This window comes from Stomatobaculum sp. F0698 (genome assembly GCF_030644385.1).
In the GTDB taxonomy this organism is placed as follows: Bacteria; Bacillota; Clostridia; order Lachnospirales; family Lachnospiraceae; genus Moryella.
Genome location: NZ_CP130060.1, coordinates 1648653 through 1668118 on the forward strand (window position 1 = coordinate 1648653; position 19466 = coordinate 1668118).

Consider the following 19466-nt stretch of genomic DNA (forward strand, 5'->3'; position numbering starts at 1 on the left):
TTTCTTTGGCCTTCACGCCTCGGGCAAATCCCGAAAATATGCGGTACAGGGATAGCCCCCGAGCGTGGTCTTAAGTCCGATGGCGCGGTAAAAAGCATTCGAGACCGCATCTTCCGCGTCCGTAATCAGGAGAAACTGCCGCACATGGGAAAATCTCTCCGAAGTGCGCCGCATGAGTTCCCGCCCTATGCCCTTTCTCTGCTGCGCAGGCCTTACAATCAAGTCCTGCACATAGAGTATATGCTCCCCGTCGCCGACGCAGCGCACAAAGCCGACCAAAGCGCCGTCTTCAAAAGCGCCGAGCAAAAAGAGAGAACGCCCGAGTGCCCTCCGTAACTTCTCCTCATCTCCCAGATAGCTTGTCCAGCCGCAGGCCACGTAGATTTCTTGCAGCTCCGTCAAGCATTCCGCCCCGAATTCCCGATATGTCAGCATATGTACCTCCTCCGGCCACAGGCCCTCTGTTTGAATCCTCATTCACAGAAAGACAGCTCAAAACATAGGGCTACTGCTCACAGTATAACACGGGAAAGGACGCTGCGATATCGCAGCGCCCCAGCTAAATGCTGTTATAAAATTGTTCCGCTCTTATTTGTTCCGATGCTTCCTCCACAGAAGCAGAACCAGCGTAAAGGAGAAAAGCTGCGCCGTGAGCACACGGAGCAAGAGCCACTCATCCACACCGCTTACCGTGCACACATGGAGCAAGTTGGTCGCGATGCAGTTGTTAAAGAAGTGATCCGCCATGCCCGCGTAGAGACTCCCGGTCATGCGGGAAAGGAGCCCCCATTTGATGCCCATGAGCCCTGCGAGGATGATGTAACCCACGCTCAGCGCAACAAAACTTGCGACAGTGATATCCCCGTCCAGCAAATTCCGAAGCGGGGTGACCAGATGCCAGAGTCCAAAGAGCAGCGCCTGAAACAAAAGCGCAAAGCGCGCGGAGTGCCTTTCTTCCGCAAGGTTTAAAAACAAACCGCGAAAGCATCCCTCTTCCATGATTACATTGATGAGGTTAAAGAACACACAGAGCGCGATCAGCGCTGCTCCCCGCTGTACCGCGCTCTCACCTGTCAGCGAGAACGCTGTGATAAAGATATCAAGCCTGGGATGCTGCCCCTGCCCCCGCAAAATAAGGAATTCCGCGCCGTAGGCAAGCAGGAAGGAAAGGCCGGCCAGCAAAAAACCGCGCCCCATGTTTCTCAGGACACCGCGCTTTGCAAAGCCGATTTTTTCCCACGACCAATGCAAATATCGCAGCGCGAGAGACAAGACCAAAATACCGAAGAGCTTATTGATAAAGTTCTCGCCGAATACGGTCTCGTCCGTGCGTATGAGGAGCGCTTCCGCGCTGTGCACCGAAAGTAAGAGCAAAAATATGAGGCAGCAGCTTAGCACGGGCTGTGTTTCCAAACGGCTGTGCTGTACATCCCCGGGCAGGAACCGAGCTCCGCCCGCAAGCTCTGCCCTCTCTTCCTCCGGCAGTCGACTATTTACTTTTTTCCCTTTTCCCATCAAATTACTTTATTCCTCCCAGAACAGTTCGTCGAGGGTCTTATCCAGCGCGTGACAAATCGCGAGACAAAGCCGTATGGTCGGGTTATAATCCCCCTTCTCGATTGCGTTGACGGTCTGACGGCTCACACCGACCAGATCCGCGAGTTCCTGCTGCGATAAATCTTTTGCCGCGCGCGCGGCTTTCAGGCGAAGATTTTTCATTGCTCCTCCTCCCGGCGGTTCATCACGTACTTGATACACTGCAATAAAAGCATACCCAAAAAGAAGATGCCGAGCAACAGCGGGAGCAGGGCAGGCGCCGAATAACGTCCGTTGGTTCTGAGCCCGCCGTCCAGTATTTGATTGCGGCTCTGCAGAAGCGAAAGCAAAGCCATGACAAGCCAGAAGATCAGCACGCGCTTTTCCTTTTTCTCCCCGCGGAAGCTCCAATAGGCGTCGTGAAAGAGGCAATAGCCAAAGAGCACCAGCCCCGATAACAGCAAAATCGCAATCGGGATGACCCCCGGCGACACAAAGCGCTCCGTCTGCTCCTCAAAGCCCGCATAGAGCATGAGCAGCGCAATCAGGGTCATATAGGCATACTGAAAGCCTTGGCCGCGCGCAATCAGCTGGCGCTCATCGTAGACCACAGCCCCTTCCCGATTCCGCTTGCACTTCAGAAAATAGGGCAGCACGCCTACCCCAAGCATACCGCAAAGCATCCCGACATAATAATAACTCATTTCCCTGTCCTCCTCTCAAAATATAAGCGACACAATGTCGTCTATATATTACATACTCAGGATAGCACCACATTTTATTTGTATCAAGTATATATTACTTTTTGCCATCAAAAGTTTATAGGGCAGCAAAAGCTCACCACGTAGCTCGGCCTCGATCCTTCCGAAGAATCACGATGTAAGGTCATTTATATTTCAAGTTCCGGGGATAAGGCCCTTTTGAACACTTGTCAATTATATATTACCTTTTGTTTTTCCGTATTCAGCCTTGTTTTCTTTCGAAATACCCCCTATACTGTTTCGGAAGCTTTTTAGAATAAACGATCGGAGAGGAGCTCCCATGTCTGTCATCAGCGTCAATCAGAAGCTCGCCACTGAGCTTGGCCTCAACTACGACCGCGAGAGCGGCATCGTCGCAGGCTTCTACAACGGTTACCACATCGCATTCATCATGCAGAACAATCTGCGCCAAATTGTCGTCTCGGTTTCGAACGGCACAGGCCAAATGCCGGAGAAGGAGATTTTAAAGCAGGCACACAAGGAGAACAAGAAAGTTCTCTCCAACCCTTCTGTTCAGGGCTACCGCGCGACCTATGCCATCCCGAACGCTATGACCGACAACGGAAAGCTTGAGCGGAGCGCTGCCGCTGCCGCTGTGCTCACCGAATTTCTCAGGGCAAACAGTCTTCGCGACTGTAGCGAGCTGAGCGGCCGCCCGGACGAGAGCAGCTGCTACTACGTGGGCGGTACTCTTCGCTTCCTGACCCAGGATGAGTACAACACGGAACGCAATCGTGCCCAGTCCTCCTTCGACGAGAAGGCAGCAAAGCGCGGCAATCCGATTGCGGGTATTGTGGGCGCTCTGCTCGGAAGCTTGGTCGGCGTCCTTGCAATGGTAATCATCGGGCAGCTCGGCTATGTCTCGGTCTGGGCAGGCTTGGTCATGGGCGTCTGCGTCGCAAAGGGTTATGAGCTGCTCTCCGGCAAGTTTGACTTTGTCGGTCTTGTCTGCAGTCTTCTTGTTATGGCTGTCATGGTCTATTTCGGCAACCAGCTCGACTGGGCCATCACGATTGCACGTGCCTACGAGGCGAATGTCTTCGATGCGTTCCCGGTTGTCAATGAAGTGGTCAAGGCAAACGAACTGCTTCCGGTCTACTACCGCAATCTGGGGCTCTACTACCTCGCAACCCTGATCGGTGCGATTCCGACCCTGATCGGTCTCTTAAAGCACCAGCAGCTTCTCACCGTCTCCTACCCGATTGGGCCGGAGGCGCATGAGTCCGTGGTCTATGTCTCCTCCGACGATGACACGGACAGCGAGGATGACGAATAAAACAAAGCCTCGTCGGCATAAAAAAGCAGCATCCGCACCTGCGGATGCTGCTTTTTTATTTTTTCGTTGATTCCCTGCCTTTTCTCCGTCGCAGCGCTTCCGGAGAAGCATTCGCAAGCTTCCCTATCCCGTCGCCCGATTCGTGGTATCATAAATCTCGCAACACAGTCTTTCCCCTTTTGAACGGAGGTCACGCCATGCGAAAACCGCTTCGCTTTTTTCTGCTTCCGCTTTCGCTCCTTTTGCTCTGCCTACTCTGCCTGCGCTTATTTCGCCCCGAAGCCGCCGCGAATTCGAAGCCTTACGGCGTATTCATCGGGCTCGGGACAGCGGACCTAAAACGCCTTCGCCCCTACCGCACGGTCGTAATTGAGCCGAGCCTCTTTTCCACGGAACAAATCAAAGCCCTGCAGGCCGAAGGAAAAAGCGTCTATGGCTACTTAAACTTAGGCTCTCTGGAGAACTTCCGCTCTTATTACGAACGCTTTGCAAATCTCACCCTTGCGCCCTACGAAAACTGGCCCGAGGAGCACTGGGTGGATGTCTCTTCCCTCGCTTGGCAGTCATTTGTGGTCGATGAACTCGGCGGCGCGTACGCTGCCCTCGGGCTGGACGGCTTCTTCCTCGACAACTGCGATGTCTACGCCATCTACCCGCGCGAAGATATCTTTAACGGGCTCACGACCATGCTCCGCGGCCTAAGCCGCTATCAAAAGCCCTGTATCATAAACGGCGGCGATGTCTTTGTGAGCACCTGCATGGAAAACGGCACTGCTCAGACGCTCTTTGACGGCGTGAACCAGGAGAGCGTCTTTACGAAAATCGACTTTGCGAAAAACCGCTATACCGCGCAGGATGCCGAGACTCGCAGCTATTACCTTAACTATCTGGCGCGCGCCAAAGAGGCGGGACTCAAGGTCTATCTCCTCGAATACCGCCCCTCTGCAAAGCTTGCGGCGGAAATACAAGACTACAGTGAGAAGAACGGCTTTGTCGCCTACCTCGCAAACGAAAAGGAGCTGCGCTAAGCAGCTCCTTTTTCTTATCGTATCGCACACAAACTCTCACGGCTTGTTTCGCGCTTCCGCGGCGCGCTGTCTCTCAATCAAAGGCAATAAGCGGCTCCGGTTAAAGCGCTGCATCACGACAAAAATCATGTCAAAGCAGCCTGCCGCGAGGGAACTCAGGAAGAAGGCCGGAAACATGCCGAAGGGGATAGCACCGAGCAACGCACCCGCACTGATCAGCACATTAATCTCATGAATGATTTCCGACTGGCAGGTTACCTGTGCGAGTTCTTCCGGGTTGTGCTTCCTCAAATCATAGTACTCCGGAAAGGAGGTCGGCATCTTGTCCTTCCAGTTTTTGACACCGATGCGCTTGTAAAAACGTGTCTCCCAAGGGCGTATCCGATACCAGGGGCGCGTGATGTCCGCGCGGTTCTGCTTGACCTTGTCAATGTAAATGCCGACAATGAGGCGCACATAGAAGTGGTAAAACACAGTCCCAAAGCTGATTGCAAGCACCTTAAAGATGTGAATGTCGGTCAGATAATACAGCGCAAGTGCGGCTGCCAGTGCGATGAAACTTACGGCGGATACAGTCTTCATGATTTTCAGTGGTGGCATGGTCCGTCCTTTCCCTAACTTCGGCTCTGTCTTGCGATGGGTCGTGTTTCCCGTCACCGTATCTTATGCTTCTTCCTTCTCTCCTCAAAGATGCCCGTGATGATGCTGCGAAGCACCTCTCTCCACCTCGGGCAATGCACCCCTTCGGCTCTGTCTTGCAATGGGTCGTGTTTCTCCTCACTGAATCTTATGCTTCTTCATTCTCTCCTCAAAAATGCCCGTGATGATGCTGCGAAGCGCCTCTCTCTCCGCCTCGGGCACTTCTCCCGGCCGCTTGGCAACGGCGTAGAGCTCCGGATACTCGCTTGCAATCCGCTCTATGGTCTTGGTGGTCGCGTGCTTCCGCACAAAAAACGGAATCTTCTTAATCCACGCCTCCGGTACCAACGCCAAAATCTTTGCGGCAGCCCCTTTGTCACCGATCACTGCGGTCGAAAGCCCAGCTTCGATCTGCTTCTGCTCTGTCTCGGTAAAGTCCTTAAAGCATAGCGCCTCTCTGCGCTTTTTTCAAGTTTCGCTTCGCCCGCAGTTTAAGCAAAACCGATGAACCTCTGCTTTGCCGTCATCAAACGCCAGAGGGGCAGGAGGTAGAGATAGCAGGCAAGTAGGACCGCAGTTCCCGGCGCGCCGATGGAGGCCAGCGGCCCCGCCGCCGCGACAGACCAGGGAATCAGCGCCGCAACGATGACCGCGCTGTCCTCAAGCCCGAGCGCAAGTCTCGAGCTTTCCGGTTCTACCTCCTCGCAGAGCTGCTTCGTCAACATAACTGTGAGGGTCTGGTTGCAGGCCAGCATCGCAGAGAGCGCCGACGTCCCGAGTATAGCCGCATAGGGGCTTGTTCTTCTCGCGAAGCGCTCCACCAAAGCCTTGACCCCGACCAGTAAGTCTGTCTTCTGAAAGAGCTCCGCGTACGAGGCCGAGAGACTCACAATGCCCGTGATTTTGACAAAGGCCGCAATGCCGCCGCCGTTCAGCATGGCTGCTGCTTCGGGATCCGATGCGCGATAGCCGAAGAGAGAAATTCGCAGTAAGTCCGCGGGCGCGAACTTTTGCAGAAAGACAGCCAGCGGGACGGCGGTCAAGATACTCGCCGCCATGGCGGTCTTTGCGTCCACCCGCCGCAGGGAAAGCAACATAATCACAACAACCGGAAGTATCGCGAGCCAATGGAGACGCAGTTCCCGGGCAAAGAGCGCCCGCAGGTTGAGAAGCTCTCCGCTCGGCACCGCGTGGAGCCCGAGTCCTGCATAAACCGCACAGGCGAGCAAAAAAGGAACCAAGGCGGTTCGCAGCATGTTTTTAATGTTGTCAAAGATATTCGTGTGGGTCAGTTCCGCAACCAAGAGCGCACTGGTCGCAACCGGGGAACAGCGGTCTCCGAAATAGGCACCGGACAATACCGCCGCGCCGGTCAACTGCATGCTGATGCCCGCGGTCCTGCCCATCGCGGCGCAGATAACGCCCATGGTCGCCGAAGTCGCAAAGGCAGAGCCCGTTAGCACTGAGACCGCGCAGTTCAGAAGAAAGGTCATCAGTAAAAAGACCGAGGGGCGAATGAACCCCGCCGCATAGCAGACCACCACCGGGAGCGTTCCCGCCGCCCGCCAGAGCGCGGTCATCGTACCAATCAGAACGAAAGTGATCAGAATGCCGCGTATCTTCCAAACGCCCCGAAGCGCCATGCGTAAAATCTCTGTCCATGAAAACCCGCTGCGGCGCGCGTAAACCGAAAACAGCAGCAGGCCGAAACTCAGTGCATACAGAACGGATAGCTTGCAGAACAGGCATAACAGCAAGCCCGCCGCAAACAGTCCCAGTGTCAACCAGGCCATATACCTTTCCTCCCCAATGCCTGTGTCGTCTCGCAAAGAGGCTGTCGGTGCACCTCGAAACCCGGCGCAGACCGGCAGTCCGTTTTTGTTTTCAAAAAAGGCTGCCGTCTATACAATTCTGCATAGACGGCAGCCGAATGTTTCCCTGCTAAGCCTCAACCCTGCATAGAAGCTTATTACTTGTCATCATAGAGGTGGCAGCAGACATAGTGCCCGTTGCCCATATCCTTCCGCTCCGGCGCCTGGGTCTTACACTTCTCCATGCACTGCGCGCAGCGGGTGTGGAATTTGCATCCTGCCGGGGGATTTGCCGGCGAGGGAATGCTGCCCTCCAGGATGATACGTTTCATCTTGGCATCCGGATCCGGGATCGGAATCGCGGAGAACAAGGCCTTTGTGTAGGGGTGAAGCGGGTTCGCAAACAGCTCTTCCGTCGTGCCGAACTCAACAATATTTCCCAGGTACATGACACCCACCGTGTCCGAGATGTGCTCGACCACCGAGAGGTCGTGGGAGATGAAGAGATAGCTCAACTTGTACTTCTCCTGCAAATCCTCGAGGAGGTTGATAATCTGCGCCTGCACCGACACGTCGAGTGCCGAGACAGGCTCGTCGCAAACCACAAACTCCGGATTCAATGCAAGCGCTCTTGCGATACAAATTCTCTGACGCTGACCGCCCGAGAACTCGTGCGGGTAGCGGTCTTTGTGGAAGGGCTGCAAACCGCAGTTGTCCATGACCTGATCGATGTAGTCATGGTACTCGCCCCGCGGCACCAGATTGTGCTCACGGACCGCCTCACCGATGATTTCGCCGACCGGCAGTCGCGGGGAGAGGGAGGAGAACGGATCCTGGAAGATGATCTGCATCTTCACGCGCAGGTCGTTCAGTTCGTTCTTCGGAATATCGTAGACCTCTTTTCCGTTGAACAGTACCTCTCCCGCAGTCTTTCCGCCGTTTAAGCGGAGTATGGTTCTGCCGGCTGTGGTCTTTCCGCAACCGGACTCTCCCACCAGTCCCATGGTGGTTCCGCGTTTGATATGAAAGGAGATGCCGTCCAGTGCCTTTACCTGGCCCACCACGCTGTTAAAAAATCCGCCCTTAATCGGGAAGTATTTCTTCAGGCCGTTGACTTCCAGGATATTCTCTTCGTTGTGCACGATGGGCGTTAATCCCTTCGTTTCGATATTATCCATCATTGCCTCATTTCCTTCGCAAGCCTACTTAGTCTCAGAAATTCCTACGCACACTCAGTTCTGCTTCGCGCCTCGATGCGCCTCGTCATAGAGATAGCAGCTGACGCGATGCGTCTCGGAAAGCCATACCTCGCCGGGATATGCGCCGTCGCAACATCCCTCGCACTTGTCGCAGCGATCGCGGAAATAGCAATAGTTGGGCATGTTGATCGGGTTCGGCACCTTGCCGGGGATGGAGTAGAGCTTGTCCTGGTGTTTACCGACCACCGGCTTCGAAGCCATGAGGCCTATGGTATAGGGATGCGCTGGGCTCGCAAAAATCTCCTTCGCCGTTCCCGCTTCCACCACGCGGCCGGAGTACATGACCACGACATAGTCCGCCATCTCCGCAATGACACCGAGGTCATGGGTAATCAGCATGATGGACGAATTGATCTTGTCCTTCAGGCCGCGGAGCAAGTCCAAAATCTGGGCCTGAATCGTCACGTCCAGTGCGGTGGTCGGCTCATCGGCAATGATGAGCTTCGGCGAACAAGCCAGTGCCATTGCGATCATGACACGCTGCCGCATACCGCCGGAGAGCTCGTGCGGGTACATGTTATAAATGCCCTCGCTGTTTGCGATACCGACCATCTTGAGGAGCTCAATGGTGCGACCTTTGACCGCTTCCTTGGTCGGGTACTCGCTCTTCTTGTGGAGCGTGGTCACCTCGTCCATCTGGTCTCCGATGCGGAAGACCGGATTTAAGGAGGTCATGGGCTCCTGGAAAATCATGGACATAAAGTTGCCGCGGAGATGCTGCATGACATGCTCCGGGGTCTTTGTGATCTCATAGACCTTGTCTCCGGTGTTCAGACGGATGGAGCCCTCCACCACCTGACCCTGGGGACGCTGCAACAGCTGCATGAGCGAAAGGCTGGTCACGGACTTGCCGCAACCCGACTCACCCACGACGCCTACCGTCTTGCCGAGCGGTACTTCAAAGCTCACGGAGTCAACGCTCTTAACGGTTCCCGCATCCGTGAAGAAGAAGGTGTGGAGATTTTCGAACTCCACGGCATTTGCCGGGTTCTTCATCTCGGTCATGTACTCGCTCTCGGGTACATTGCGGCGGGTTCTCGCCTTCTCGAGCTTTGCTGTAATCTTTCTGTTTTCCTTCGATATCCGCCGCGATTCCCGCGCGGACAGATAGCCATCATCTCTTGCCATCTTATTTCCTTTCGTTCGCGATCAGCGCTTCATCTTCGGGTCAAAGGCATCTCTCAGGCCGTCTCCCACCAGGTTAAAGGCGAGAACGGTGAGGAGCAGGCAGAAGCCCGCCGGGATCCAAATGAACAGATAGTTGCTGAGCACATAGGTGTTGTTGACATCGTTGATGATATTTCCCCAAGATGCGAACGGGAACTTAACGCCCAGTCCCAGGAAGGACAGGGTTGCCTCGGTCAAAATGACGCCGCCAAGGCTCATGGTGCAGGTGACGATGAGCTGCGGAATGACGTTCGGAAGCAGGTGACGGAAAATGCGGTTGATGGGCTTAATGCCGGTTGCCTCAGCCGCTGTCATGAACTCCTGCTCGCGGAGGGTTAGAATCTGTCCGCGAACCAGTCTGGTGATGGAAGGCCAGCCGAAGAAGCCCAGAATCAGCATGAGATAGACCATTCGAATCTTCGGGTCGATGCGCAGTGCGTCCATCGCAGCACCGATGATGATGTAAATCGGAATGCTCGGGATGCAGTAGAAAATATCCACGATACGCATGATGAGCATATCAACCCAGCCGCCGAAGTAGCCGGAGACACCGCCCATAATCATGCCGATGACCGTCTCGATGATCACGACGATGAAGCCGATGTAGAGCGAAACGCGGCCGCCGTACATGAGTCGGGTCAGCATATCCATGCCGTTCTTATCGGTTCCGAGCGGATGTGCCTTAGAGGGCGAAGAGTAGGTGTCATAGACGCGCTGTTCTTTGACCTGCATGATGTTGTATGCCTTCGAGGGCGCATCGTATTCGAGCGTGTAGCTCGCCTCTGTGCCGTCCGCATCCTTGAAGTTGAATTCCTTCTTGCCCGCTTCGATGGTTTCAATCAGCTCTTCCTTAAACTGCTTGGAGAAGCTGACATCGCTCATAATCGCGTTGATGATGTAGCGGCTCGCGTAAGCATAGTCCTTGCCGTCCTTCGTAACCGTACCTTCCGCATCGACCTCGTAGGTATCGTTGCCGAAGGTGAAGGAAGTCTCCTCATTGGTAACAGCCTTCAGGATGGCAAGCTGCTCCGCAAAGGGAAGGCTCTCGGCGCCGTTTGCGGAACTCACGGTGGTGAGGGAGGCAAAGGCAATGGGCTCAGCCTCGCCCGCCTTCGAAATGATATAGAAATCCTTGCCCGCCACTTCGTAGCTGTACTGCACACCGCCTGCGGCAAAGCTCGTCTCACCCTTGCCCTTTGCGAGCACGAACTGCGCCTGCGCGAGCGAGGGGAAAGCATTCTTCTCAACCTGCTGGTAGCGAAGTTCCGTATTCACCTTAACGCCGGCGTACTTCTGGACCTGACTGTCCGTGCGATAAAAGAGCTGCGACTCGCCGTAGGGCGAAATGGCACCGCCGACAAAGGAGAAAAGGAACATTCCGATCAGGATGATCATACCGATGACGGCAATGCGATTCCGGAAGAAACGCTTGGTAACCATGGCACCGGGCGACAGGGTCTTCACGCGGCGATCATCATTCAGGGAGTAGGTCGTTTTCTGCTGATCCTGATTTTGGTCCAGCTTCTTCTCGTTTTCAGACATACCGGATCCTCCTCTCTTACGCGATGCGCACGCGCGGGTCAACCACAGCGTACAGGATATCTGTCAACAGGTTACCGATCAGTGTCAAAATTGCGATGAATACCAGGTAGAACATCGAGAACGGAATGTCGCCCGATACCATGGCCTGGTAGGAGGTGTAGCCGATACCCGGAATCGAGAACAGCTGCTCCGTAATCATGGCGCCCGAAAACAGCGCCGGCAGAGACGAACCCCAGATGGTCACGAGCGTAATCAGAGTGTTCCGGAACGCGTGGTGGAACACGACGCGACGCTCGGAGAGGCCCTTCGCTCTTGCGGTGCGGATGTAGTCGGAATTCAGGACCTCCAGCATGTTGGTGCGGATAAAACGCATGTAAGCACCGACGCTCGCAATGGTCAGGGTCATAATGGGCAGCACCAAGTGCATGGCGATATCCCATCTCTGCCCTGCCGGCGAGAGGAAGTCATGGTTTCTGCTGACCAAACCGTTTAAGTCAAACCACTTCAGATTGACCGCAAAAATCAGCTTTAACAGCGAAGCCAAAAAGAAAGTGGGAAGCGAAATACCCGCCAGTGCAACGACGGAAATCACGTTGTCGGCCATGGAATACTGCTTCGTCGCTGCGATGATGCCGAGCGGAATCGAGATTACCACTTCGAGTATCATGACAATGAGACTGATCCAGAACGAAATGCTGACAACCTGGACAAACTTCTGCGTGACCGGAATCGTGTACTTCCAGCTGTCGCCGAAATCCAAGCGGACCGCCTTCGAAAGCCAGGCAACAAAGCCCGGGATAATGCCCTTGTCCATACCGTAGGTTGCAGAAAGTTGCTGCATCCACTCTTCAAAAGTTCTGGATCCGGGCTGCTGCGATTTCTGTCTTGCAATCTGCTCAAGGTAGGAAGTCGGAAGCGACCGCATCAACACATAGAGCAGAAAAGCGACGATGCCCAAAATCACCACAGACCACAGAAGTCGCTTGATAATATATTTTTTCATAAAAAACCCGCTCTTCTCTAGTGGGCAGACTGCCGCAAGCCGCGACAGCTGCTATATATCGGGAAAACCGCATCCCTCGGGTTACCCGGGGGATGCGGCCATGTCCCGAAAACTACATTTACGGATTTCCGTAAGATTTTACTGCTTCAGCTGCATGTTCTCGATCTCGCCGTACCACTTGTAGTAGGTGGAGATATCCGGCGTAATCGTATCAATGTTAATCCGCTCAGCCGAGAAGGTCGTGACATCCTGTCTCTGATAAATCGGAACCTCGCAGGACCAGTCGACAATCTTGTCAAGGCAAGCCTTGTAGAGTGTCTTTCTGTACTCCTGGTCGGTGGACTCTCTTGCGGTCATGATCATGCTGTCAAGATCTGCGTCCTCGATCTGATAGCGATCATTGGAGCCGCCGGGCTGCTTGCCGCCGTTTGCGACGTCGGAGTAGTAAATCTGGTACATATCCGGATCCGGCGTGGACTGCCATGCAGCGCACCAAATCTCGGCCTGACCTGCCTCAAGCTTGTTCCACATATCCGCGACATTGGTGAGGTCGTTGATCGTGAGTTTCATACCGATATCCGCAAGTGCCTTCTGGGACTCGGTCATAAGCATGAAGGACGGGTGATCGCCGGTGCCGCCGCCCGGGACCATAACGACATACTCCATCTTCGCACCTTCCGGAGCGGAGACAATCTTGCCGTTCTCAACCTTGTAGCCTGCCGCCTCGAAGAAGCCGAGCGCTGCCTTCTTAGCCGCCGCGTACTTCTCTTCGTCCGTCATGCCGGAGGTGTAAATCGGATCGCCGTTTACGTCTCTCGAGAATGCAATCTCATAGCCTTCGTCGGTCGGCTGCGGCGCTGCCCAAGAGGTGTTGGAAATCGGATAGTTGATGACACTTGCTCTGTCGCCGTAGTAGGTGCTGACAGCAAGATCGCGGTACACCGAGAAGATGGTCGCGAATGCACGGCGCAGGTTCTTCGAAGCGTCGCTGCCCGGCTCTTTGTTGACCGACACGTTGTGGGAGTTGATGCCGACATAGCCGTAGCCCGCTGCATCGACCGCAACCGTGTAAATCTTATCGCCGGAAACTTCGCCGTTGCTGTTTGCCTTCTTAATCGCATCCGCAATCTCGTTCGTGTAGGACGGGTTCGCAACGTCTGCCGTGCCCGCGATGATCGAGTTGATATAGTCGGACTGGTTGATGTAAGCCATGCGAAGGTTCTTGATCTTCGGCTCGCCGAGGAAGTAGTTCGGGTTTGCCTTCAGCGTGACAACACCGTTCTCATACTTCTCAAACATGTACGGGCCTGCGCCGACCGGCTTCGTGGTCTTTGCGCGAACCAGACTGAGGTCGCCCTTCGGGAAACCGAACTTGTTGTTTGCGTAGTCGTACTGCGCCTTATCACCGTAGTAGTGAAGCGGGCAAACCGTAACTGCGAGCTGATAAATCATCTGCGCATCGACCTTGGTTGCAACCACGCGGAGCGTGTTGTCGCCGGTCTTCTGGATACCCGTGATGTTCGGCGCGGAAGTTCCGGTCTCGACACCGACCGCGAACTCGTTGTAATCGTCCATGAGCTCAAAGAACTGGGTTCCCGCGCTCTCCTTGGAGGACATATCCTTCACGCTACCGTCGTAGTGTGCAAGCATCGCGTTGAAGAAATCCATTGCGGTCGCATCCGCCTTGAGATCCGGATAGCCGTAATTTGCCGCGACAGCCGCAATCGAGTCGCCCTCCTTGTTGGAGCCGTTTGCAATGTTGGAGTCCACGATTTCCTTCACAAATGCCTCTGCGGCCTTGTTGTAGGAAGCCCAGAACTTCTTCTGCTGATCCTCGGTCCACTTGGAGAAGTCGGTGTTGTTCTCGCCTGCCTTTACCATCAGGTTAAAGAGGGTGTCCACACCGCTTCTGTAAGCCTCCATTCCCTCGATCGGAAGTGCGAAGAAGGTAGAAGCACCGTCGTAGGTCGGATCCGAGAGGACATACATGGAGAAGATGACATCATCAACCGTGAGCGGCTCGCCGTCCTCAAACTTAAGGCCGTCCTTCAGGGTGAAATCGTAGTAGACCGTGCCGTCGCTGTTTTCCGTGACAACGAGATCGGAGATACCCTTATAGGTATACTGCTTTCCGTTGTACTCGCGGGTCTCTCCCTCAATGCCCTTTAAGACCATTGCACCGTTTCTATCCTGCGTCAGGAGGGCTGCCGAGCACTGTGAAACCACGTCAGTATCCGGAACAACTTCCGAGAAGAATGCCGAGAACTTCGTGGTGAACTCACCGCCCGCATAGACGAGGCTTCCGGTCGCATCCCCTGCGCCCGCCTCACCTGATGTCTTGGTTCCGTCCGAAGCACCGGTGTCCTTCTTCGAAGAACAGCTTGCCAGAAGCGAAACTGCCATGGTCGCTGCCAAAAGGGAGGCAACGATCCGTCTTGTCTTTTTCATACCCTTTTCCTCCTTCGTTTGTTTGGGCTGCCGCACACCCATGTGCGCGGCTCCTTTGCAACGGGATGTCCCTGCCCTCTACAGGGCCGTCCCGCGTGTTACCAAGATTTAGTAAAAATCCAATAACATGAATTATTATACGCGATTCCATTCAGGTCGACAAGTGCCAATTACTTATAATCAGGCCGAGCTTTCGCCAGAAGAACAGCAGTACCGCAAGAAAACAAAGCTGTGTCAGCAGAACTCCCGCTTCCGTCGCCTGCAATTCCGCGCGGTGTCGCAGCATCCAAACCAGCTGTGACAAGCCGAACAAGATGCCGAAAATACCCGAGAGCGCCGTTCGAACCTGCAATCCCATAAAGGTATTTTTATAGACGTAACCGTTGACCGCTCCCCGACTTTTTCGCAGGAAGTCGACCAGGGTAATGCCGGTCAGCAGAATCGAGACCACTTCCAGCGCATACGGTATGATGAGAAGCGCCGTTCGCGCCACCGCAACTCGCGGCAAGAAACCCGGAAGCAGTGTAAACGGGAGTAGCAGGGGATACATCATCCCCAGTATGCGGTTCTCCCGTCCGGCAAGCGACTCCGGCCGTATATCCCGGTAGCACTTTGCCCTGTCTTGCATGGCCTCCTCCGAGAGCACCCCGTTTCGGTCATAGGGGCTTCGGAACATTCCCATTATTCGATTCCCGTCAGGTCGAAGTTATCCAGATACTTCGCCGCGGTCTCGCAGACTTCCTTCAGGCAGTCTCCCTCAAACGGACTGTCGAGACCTGCGTTCTTTAAGAGCTCCGTAAACACCACGCTTCCGCCCTGCACGGTGTATGCCATGTAGTGCTTCCACGCGTCGTTCTGGTCTTTCTGAATCCGGTTCCAGAACTGCAGTGCGACCGTCTGCGCGAGGCAGTAATCAATGTAGTAGAACGGCATCGAATAGATGTGGTGCTGTCTCTGCCAACTCTGTCCCTCCGCATAGAAGGGAATCTCGCCGTCCAGCTTCATCCACGGCTGGTAAATGGCAAGGAGCTCCTTCCACTTTGCGTGTCTCTCCGCCGGTGTGAGCTGCGGGTTCTCGTAAACGATGTGCTGGAAATGATCCACCATGGTTCCGTAGGGAATGAAGCAGAGACTCCCGCTCAGGTGAGAGTATTTGAACTTGTTTCCGTCCGGTCCGAAGAACTGATCCGCGAACGCCTCCGCGAAATACTCCATCGACATGGAGTGCACCTCGCAGGCCTCAAGGCTCGGCCCGCAGGTTCCGATCGGCACGCGGTTGCGGTTCGTATAATCCGCAAAAGCATGTCCGGCCTCGTGGGTCACGACTTCGACGTCGTGCTGGGTGCCGTTAAAGTTTGCAAAGATAAACGGTGTCTTATAATCGCGAAGACCCGCACAGTAGCCGCCGCCCTGCTTGCCCTTCGTGGAGAGCAGATCCATGAGTTCATCTTCAATCATGTGGTTGAAGAACTCGGCTGTCTCGGGGGAGCGCCACTCGTAGAACTTCTTTGCCACCGCGACAATGTCATCCGGCGTGCCCTGTGGCTTCGGGTTTCCGGAGCGGAACTCCATCGCGTTGTCCGCATAGCTCATCGGATAGGTCTTGCCGAGGCGCTTTGCCTGTCTCTCGTAGACCTTGACCGCCACCGGCACCACATACTTCTGTACCGCTGCGCGGAACTTCTCAACATCGTTCTTGTCGTAGGAGTTTCTCTGCATGCGGTAGTAACCGAGCGGCAGGAAGTTCTCGTAGCCGAGCTTTTTGCCCATCTCGTCTCTGAGCTTTACGAGCTGATCGTAAATGCGGTCCAGCTCTTCCTGATTGTCCTTATACCACTGCCCCTCGGCCTTCCAGGCAGCGAGGCGTCTCGCATCGTCCGGGTCATTCTTAAAGAGCGACATCTGCGAAATGGTGTAGTACTCTCCCTCGAACGGAATCTCTGCGCTTGCAAGCAGCTTCTCATAGGCGGTGACCAGTTCGTTCTCCTGCTGTAAGAGCGGGATAATCTCCGGCGAGAAGGTCTTCAGCTCCATCTCCGCGTTGACAAAGATGATGCTGCCGTACTTCTCCTCGAACTCCTTGCGGAAGGGGGAAGCAAGCAGGGCCTGCGTCCATTCCTGGCTGTACGCCTGAATCTGCGGGAACGCATTGTTCCAGTAGTTTTGTTCGTCATCGTAAAACTTGTCTGTTGTGTCGATCGAATGGCGAATCGAAGCAAGTGCCGACATGGTTGAGATATGTCCCGACAGCTTGTCTTCCTCGAGGAAAGCCGCCTCTGCCTCGGCAAAGCTCTTTGCCTCTTTCAATGCCTTTATAAGCTTCTTTTCTTCTTCGGCGATGCTCTCCACCGAAATTCGCTCGTATTGCATCTCTTTGAACTTCATTTTCATCCTCCCTGAACTGGGTACACATACGAAACAAGTACTACAGAGATAATAACTCATTTTCAACACACTGGCAATGATTTCGCTGAGTTAGTCGTATATAATCACTGTTCTAAATGAGCTTTTCTGTATACACTTCGTAATATTGCACAATTCTCTCCTCTGTTTTTTGTACATAGTGGTTGAATTACAGGTTTTGCCTCCCAAAACCTATGTTCGCATTCCGCCGAGCTCTATAAGAAAAATACTATCTTCTACGCCTTTCACTGTCGCGTTTTCTTCTGTTTTTCCAACTTTGTCTCGTGTCGAGCTTGGAGAAACCAAAAAGAGCCCGCTCCATCTCCGCGGAGGAAATGAAAAAGGCTCTTTTCTCAAAGTAATTCTCAGAGATTTTCTCAATCGTTTGCGCATCATCGCAGGAGCTCTTGAATACAGCGGAGCGCCCTCGCAGTCCCGTCATAGGACCTTAAAATGTGCCGATAGTACTCTATCTGCGGGCGGCATTTTAACTCTGCCCGACTTAGTTCCGCCTCGCTCCATCCGCGCGGCCGCGGGCAGCAGAGTCCGAGTTTCTTTTTCTCCACCAAACGCGCGGTGAGCCGCTGTTCTTCCTGCTGCGGGATACAGATCTGAAATACGCCGAAGTAGAGACTCTCATAGACACTGTTTAAGCCCCCGTGATTCACAAAGAGGCCGGTCTTCGGAAGCAGGGCAAGCTGATTCGTGCCGCGCACAAAGGTAAGCCGCTCATGCCCGAGGCGTTTTTGTAAGTCTGCTGCGGCATATCCCGCGCTCACAATCACCTTTTTCCCCCGGAACAGCGGAGTCTCCAGAATCCTCTCCAGTTCGCCTGTGCGCGCCGCAAAAATACTGCCGAGCGAGAGGTAGATATCGCAGTTCTCTATGCTGCTATCGGCTTCAATCCGATCCCGTATGGTGGTTCCCACAAAATCAAAGGAGGGCGGGAAGCTTTGCGCAAAGGGTTGAAATTCCGGGGGCGAAAACACCAGGGTCTTGTCCCCGCGGTTCACAAAGAGATCCAAGGGAGAAAAGCCCGGCAGCCCCTCCCGCCGCCGAAAGTACTGCTCCTTAAGCGTAAGTCGCAGAAGTTCCGGCGCATGCTTTACCGTCAGCTTCAGTGAGGGCCAAAAGAGATTCGAAAAGATCAAAGTCGGCAGATTGTAGGCGAGGGTCGTACAGAGACAGACCGAAGGAAGGTCGAGCTTTTTTGCAATGTTCTTTGCAAACGAGCACATGGAATCATAGAGAATCAGATCCGGCGGATTCGCCTCGACTTCTCGCATATAGTCGTAATAGCAGACGCGGTTCAGCTTTAAAAGCCCCCGGTATAGCCGATAAAAATCCGCGGTCAGCTTCTCCAAGCGATAGCGCGAAAAATCGACCCGGTAGGGATGCCATGCGGCGCCGCAACGTTCAACCGGTTCCCGATATTCTTCCGTGCAATACCAGTCCACCCGGACGCCCGCGTGTGCGAGCGTCCGCAGCAACGGATAGACCGCATTGATATGCCCCTTAGCCGGGGTCGAAAAAAAGACCACTCGTTTGCCTCTCATTGCGCTTTGCATTTCCCCTGCCTCAGAGCTGTAACAGCAGCAGGTTACAAGTGAGTCCCGCCGCCGTCCCGCAGAGAAGCACACGATTTCCCTCCTTAAGCCTGCCCTCCTCAAGGAGCGCACAGAGCACATAGGGAATCGAAGCCGAGACCATGTTGCCGTATTGACTGACTCGATTTACATACTTTTCCGCCGGGATGCCGAGGCGGTCCATGATAAAGGGCAGTGCTTTGCTTGCCTGGTGCGGCACAATCATATCGACCTCCGCAAAGCTGATGCCGCTCTGCGCCTCAAACTCCCGGAAGAGTTCCGGGAGCTTTTTGGCACTGAGACTTAAGATACTCTTTCCCTTCATGTCAAAGCAGTAATCCGCCCTGTCCTCGGGCCGGTATTTCATGGCGGAATGCAAGGTTCCGCCGCCGCGAATCTCGGTGGCGTGCGCCCCCTCCGAATAGGTGCGGATGATGCTGTCCGCGACACCTTGCTTCTCGTTTTCCGTGCGGCTTATGACAAAGGCCGCGGCGCCGTCCGAGAAAAGTTCATAGCTCTCCGCTTGTCTGTCATTCAAGCCCTCGGAGGCAATGTCGCTAGAAACAATCAGGACATTCCGGTAACGCCCCGCGTCGATTAAGTAAGACATCGTATCGAGTGCCGTCACAAAGCTCGTACAGGTAGAGTTAATGTCCATTGCCGGAATATTGCTGCCCTTTGCGAGCTGCTCGTGAATCAACGCCGCATTGCAGGGAATGGGCTGCATCATGACCGCGCTCGCAGAGACAATGCAGTCCATCTCCTCGATTTGCATCTTCGCGCTCGCAAGCGCCCGCTTGGCTGCCTTGACCGCCATATCGAGTTGCGTCTCGCTGCCGTTTGCGCGGTAGCGGCACTCCCCGTGAAATTCCATCGTGTTCTCCGGCGCATACTTCCCGTAGCCCGCAATTCGGATTTTCCTCATATCCGCCTGTACTCCTTTCTAAGCCCTACTCTTCCGTCTCTTGACACAATTCTCATTCCGCCGTTTGCTCGCCTGTAACTTA

18 protein-coding genes are annotated in these 19466 nt (G+C 54.5%); 2 read left to right on the forward strand and 16 right to left on the reverse strand.

All coding sequences use genetic code 11. The features are described from left to right. Positions 1–12 precede the first annotated feature (12 nt). From QU660_RS07505 to QU660_RS07520, 4 genes are all read right to left on the reverse strand, one after another. Positions 13–435, reverse strand: coding sequence for a GNAT family N-acetyltransferase (locus tag QU660_RS07505; protein WP_304945910.1), 423 nt, complete (start codon positions 433–435; stop codon positions 13–15). A gap of 153 nt (positions 436–588) precedes the next feature. Next, positions 589–1515 (reverse strand): CPBP family intramembrane glutamic endopeptidase, encoded by a 927-nt coding sequence (locus QU660_RS07510; protein WP_304945911.1) that lies wholly within the window; start codon positions 1513–1515, stop codon positions 589–591. A 9-nt stretch (positions 1516–1524) separates the two neighbouring features. Next, positions 1525–1719 carry a helix-turn-helix transcriptional regulator gene (locus QU660_RS07515; RefSeq protein WP_304945912.1) on the reverse strand — a complete coding sequence of 65 codons (195 nt, stop codon included), beginning with the start codon at positions 1717–1719 and terminating at the stop codon, positions 1525–1527. Beyond that, positions 1716–2240 carry a hypothetical protein gene (locus tag QU660_RS07520; RefSeq protein WP_304945913.1) on the reverse strand — a complete coding sequence of 175 codons (525 nt, stop codon included), beginning with the start codon at positions 2238–2240 and terminating at the stop codon, positions 1716–1718. Before QU660_RS07520 ends, QU660_RS07515 begins: the two co-directional genes overlap by 4 nt. Positions 2241–2577: 337 nt before the next feature. Here QU660_RS07520 and QU660_RS07525 point away from each other — a divergent pair, with 337 nt between their 5' ends. Together QU660_RS07525 and QU660_RS07530 are read left to right on the forward strand one after the other, a co-directional pair. Next, complete coding sequence (locus QU660_RS07525) at positions 2578–3573, forward strand: FUSC family protein (protein ID WP_304945914.1); 996 nt, start codon at positions 2578–2580, stop codon at positions 3571–3573. 197 nt (positions 3574–3770) lie between these two features. Further along, positions 3771–4601 carry an endo alpha-1,4 polygalactosaminidase gene (locus QU660_RS07530; protein WP_304945915.1) on the forward strand — a complete coding sequence of 277 codons (831 nt, stop codon included), beginning with the start codon at positions 3771–3773 and terminating at the stop codon, positions 4599–4601. 36 nt (positions 4602–4637) lie between these two features. Here QU660_RS07530 and QU660_RS07535 read toward each other — a convergent pair whose 3' ends face one another. The 12 genes from QU660_RS07535 to QU660_RS07590 form a co-directional block, all read right to left on the reverse strand. Next, positions 4638–5183 carry a hypothetical protein gene (locus QU660_RS07535; protein WP_304945916.1) on the reverse strand — a complete coding sequence of 182 codons (546 nt, stop codon included), beginning with the start codon at positions 5181–5183 and terminating at the stop codon, positions 4638–4640. Between the two features lie 195 nt (positions 5184–5378). Next, positions 5379–5627 (reverse strand): hypothetical protein, encoded by a 249-nt coding sequence (locus QU660_RS07540; protein ID WP_304945917.1) that lies wholly within the window; start codon positions 5625–5627, stop codon positions 5379–5381. 104 nt (positions 5628–5731) lie between these two features. Beyond that, positions 5732–7033: a Na+/H+ antiporter NhaC family protein gene (locus tag QU660_RS07545; protein WP_304945918.1), complete on the reverse strand. Its 1302-nt coding sequence runs from the start codon at positions 7031–7033 to the stop codon at positions 5732–5734. 176 nt (positions 7034–7209) lie between these two features. Then, positions 7210–8229: an ABC transporter ATP-binding protein gene (locus QU660_RS07550; protein ID WP_304945919.1), complete on the reverse strand. Its 1020-nt coding sequence runs from the start codon at positions 8227–8229 to the stop codon at positions 7210–7212. A 54-nt stretch (positions 8230–8283) separates the two neighbouring features. Continuing rightward, positions 8284–9438, reverse strand: a complete 1155-nt coding sequence (locus tag QU660_RS07555; protein ID WP_304945920.1) for an ABC transporter ATP-binding protein — start codon at positions 9436–9438, stop codon at positions 8284–8286. Between the two features lie 21 nt (positions 9439–9459). Beyond that, positions 9460–11019, reverse strand: a complete 1560-nt coding sequence (locus QU660_RS07560) for an ABC transporter permease (protein WP_304945921.1) — start codon at positions 11017–11019, stop codon at positions 9460–9462. Positions 11020–11035: 16 nt separating this feature from the next. Continuing rightward, on the reverse strand, positions 11036–12022 hold the full coding sequence (locus QU660_RS07565; RefSeq protein ID WP_304945922.1) for an ABC transporter permease: 987 nt from the start codon (positions 12020–12022) through the stop codon (positions 11036–11038). 138 nt (positions 12023–12160) lie between these two features. Next, entirely contained in the window at positions 12161–14470 is a 2310-nt protein-coding gene (locus tag QU660_RS07570; RefSeq protein ID WP_304945923.1) for an ABC transporter substrate-binding protein, read from the reverse strand. Positions 14471–14621: 151 nt separating this feature from the next. Continuing rightward, on the reverse strand, positions 14622–15152 hold the full coding sequence (locus tag QU660_RS07575) for a hypothetical protein (protein WP_304945924.1): 531 nt from the start codon (positions 15150–15152) through the stop codon (positions 14622–14624). Continuing rightward, positions 15152–16855: a M3 family oligoendopeptidase gene (locus QU660_RS07580; RefSeq protein WP_304945925.1), complete on the reverse strand. Its 1704-nt coding sequence runs from the start codon at positions 16853–16855 to the stop codon at positions 15152–15154. Before QU660_RS07580 ends, QU660_RS07575 begins: the two co-directional genes overlap by 1 nt. A gap of 410 nt (positions 16856–17265) precedes the next feature. Further along, positions 17266–18429 carry a hypothetical protein gene (locus tag QU660_RS07585; protein WP_304945926.1) on the reverse strand — a complete coding sequence of 388 codons (1164 nt, stop codon included), beginning with the start codon at positions 18427–18429 and terminating at the stop codon, positions 17266–17268. A 22-nt stretch (positions 18430–18451) separates the two neighbouring features. Further along, entirely contained in the window at positions 18452–19384 is a 933-nt protein-coding gene (locus QU660_RS07590; RefSeq protein ID WP_304945927.1) for a 3-oxoacyl-[acyl-carrier-protein] synthase III C-terminal domain-containing protein, read from the reverse strand. Positions 19385–19466 lie beyond the last annotated feature (82 nt).

Coding starts and splice junctions, on each gene's coding strand:
- QU660_RS07560 (WP_304945921.1), bottom strand. CDS start 11,019: ATGTCTGAAAACGAGAAGAAGCTGGACCAAAATCAGGATCAGCAGAAA.
- QU660_RS07585 (WP_304945926.1), bottom strand. CDS start 18,429: ATGAGAGGCAAACGAGTGGTCTTTTTTTCGACCCCGGCTAAGGGGCAT.
- QU660_RS07575 (WP_304945924.1), bottom strand. CDS start 15,152: ATGGGAATGTTCCGAAGCCCCTATGACCGAAACGGGGTGCTCTCGGAG.
- QU660_RS07520 (WP_304945913.1), bottom strand. CDS start 2,240: ATGAGTTATTATTATGTCGGGATGCTTTGCGGTATGCTTGGGGTAGGC.
- QU660_RS07570 (WP_304945923.1), bottom strand. CDS start 14,470: ATGAAAAAGACAAGACGGATCGTTGCCTCCCTTTTGGCAGCGACCATG.
- QU660_RS07550 (WP_304945919.1), bottom strand. CDS start 8,229: ATGGATAATATCGAAACGAAGGGATTAACGCCCATCGTGCACAACGAA.
- QU660_RS07505 (WP_304945910.1), bottom strand. CDS start 435: ATGCTGACATATCGGGAATTCGGGGCGGAATGCTTGACGGAGCTGCAA.
- QU660_RS07525 (WP_304945914.1), top strand. CDS start 2,578: ATGTCTGTCATCAGCGTCAATCAGAAGCTCGCCACTGAGCTTGGCCTC.
- QU660_RS07590 (WP_304945927.1), bottom strand. CDS start 19,384: ATGAGGAAAATCCGAATTGCGGGCTACGGGAAGTATGCGCCGGAGAAC.
- QU660_RS07535 (WP_304945916.1), bottom strand. CDS start 5,183: ATGAAGACTGTATCCGCCGTAAGTTTCATCGCACTGGCAGCCGCACTT.
- QU660_RS07515 (WP_304945912.1), bottom strand. CDS start 1,719: ATGAAAAATCTTCGCCTGAAAGCCGCGCGCGCGGCAAAAGATTTATCG.
- QU660_RS07530 (WP_304945915.1), top strand. CDS start 3,771: ATGCGAAAACCGCTTCGCTTTTTTCTGCTTCCGCTTTCGCTCCTTTTG.
- QU660_RS07580 (WP_304945925.1), bottom strand. CDS start 16,855: ATGAAGTTCAAAGAGATGCAATACGAGCGAATTTCGGTGGAGAGCATC.
- QU660_RS07555 (WP_304945920.1), bottom strand. CDS start 9,438: ATGGCAAGAGATGATGGCTATCTGTCCGCGCGGGAATCGCGGCGGATA.
- QU660_RS07510 (WP_304945911.1), bottom strand. CDS start 1,515: ATGGGAAAAGGGAAAAAAGTAAATAGTCGACTGCCGGAGGAAGAGAGG.
- QU660_RS07565 (WP_304945922.1), bottom strand. CDS start 12,022: ATGAAAAAATATATTATCAAGCGACTTCTGTGGTCTGTGGTGATTTTG.
- QU660_RS07545 (WP_304945918.1), bottom strand. CDS start 7,033: ATGGCCTGGTTGACACTGGGACTGTTTGCGGCGGGCTTGCTGTTATGC.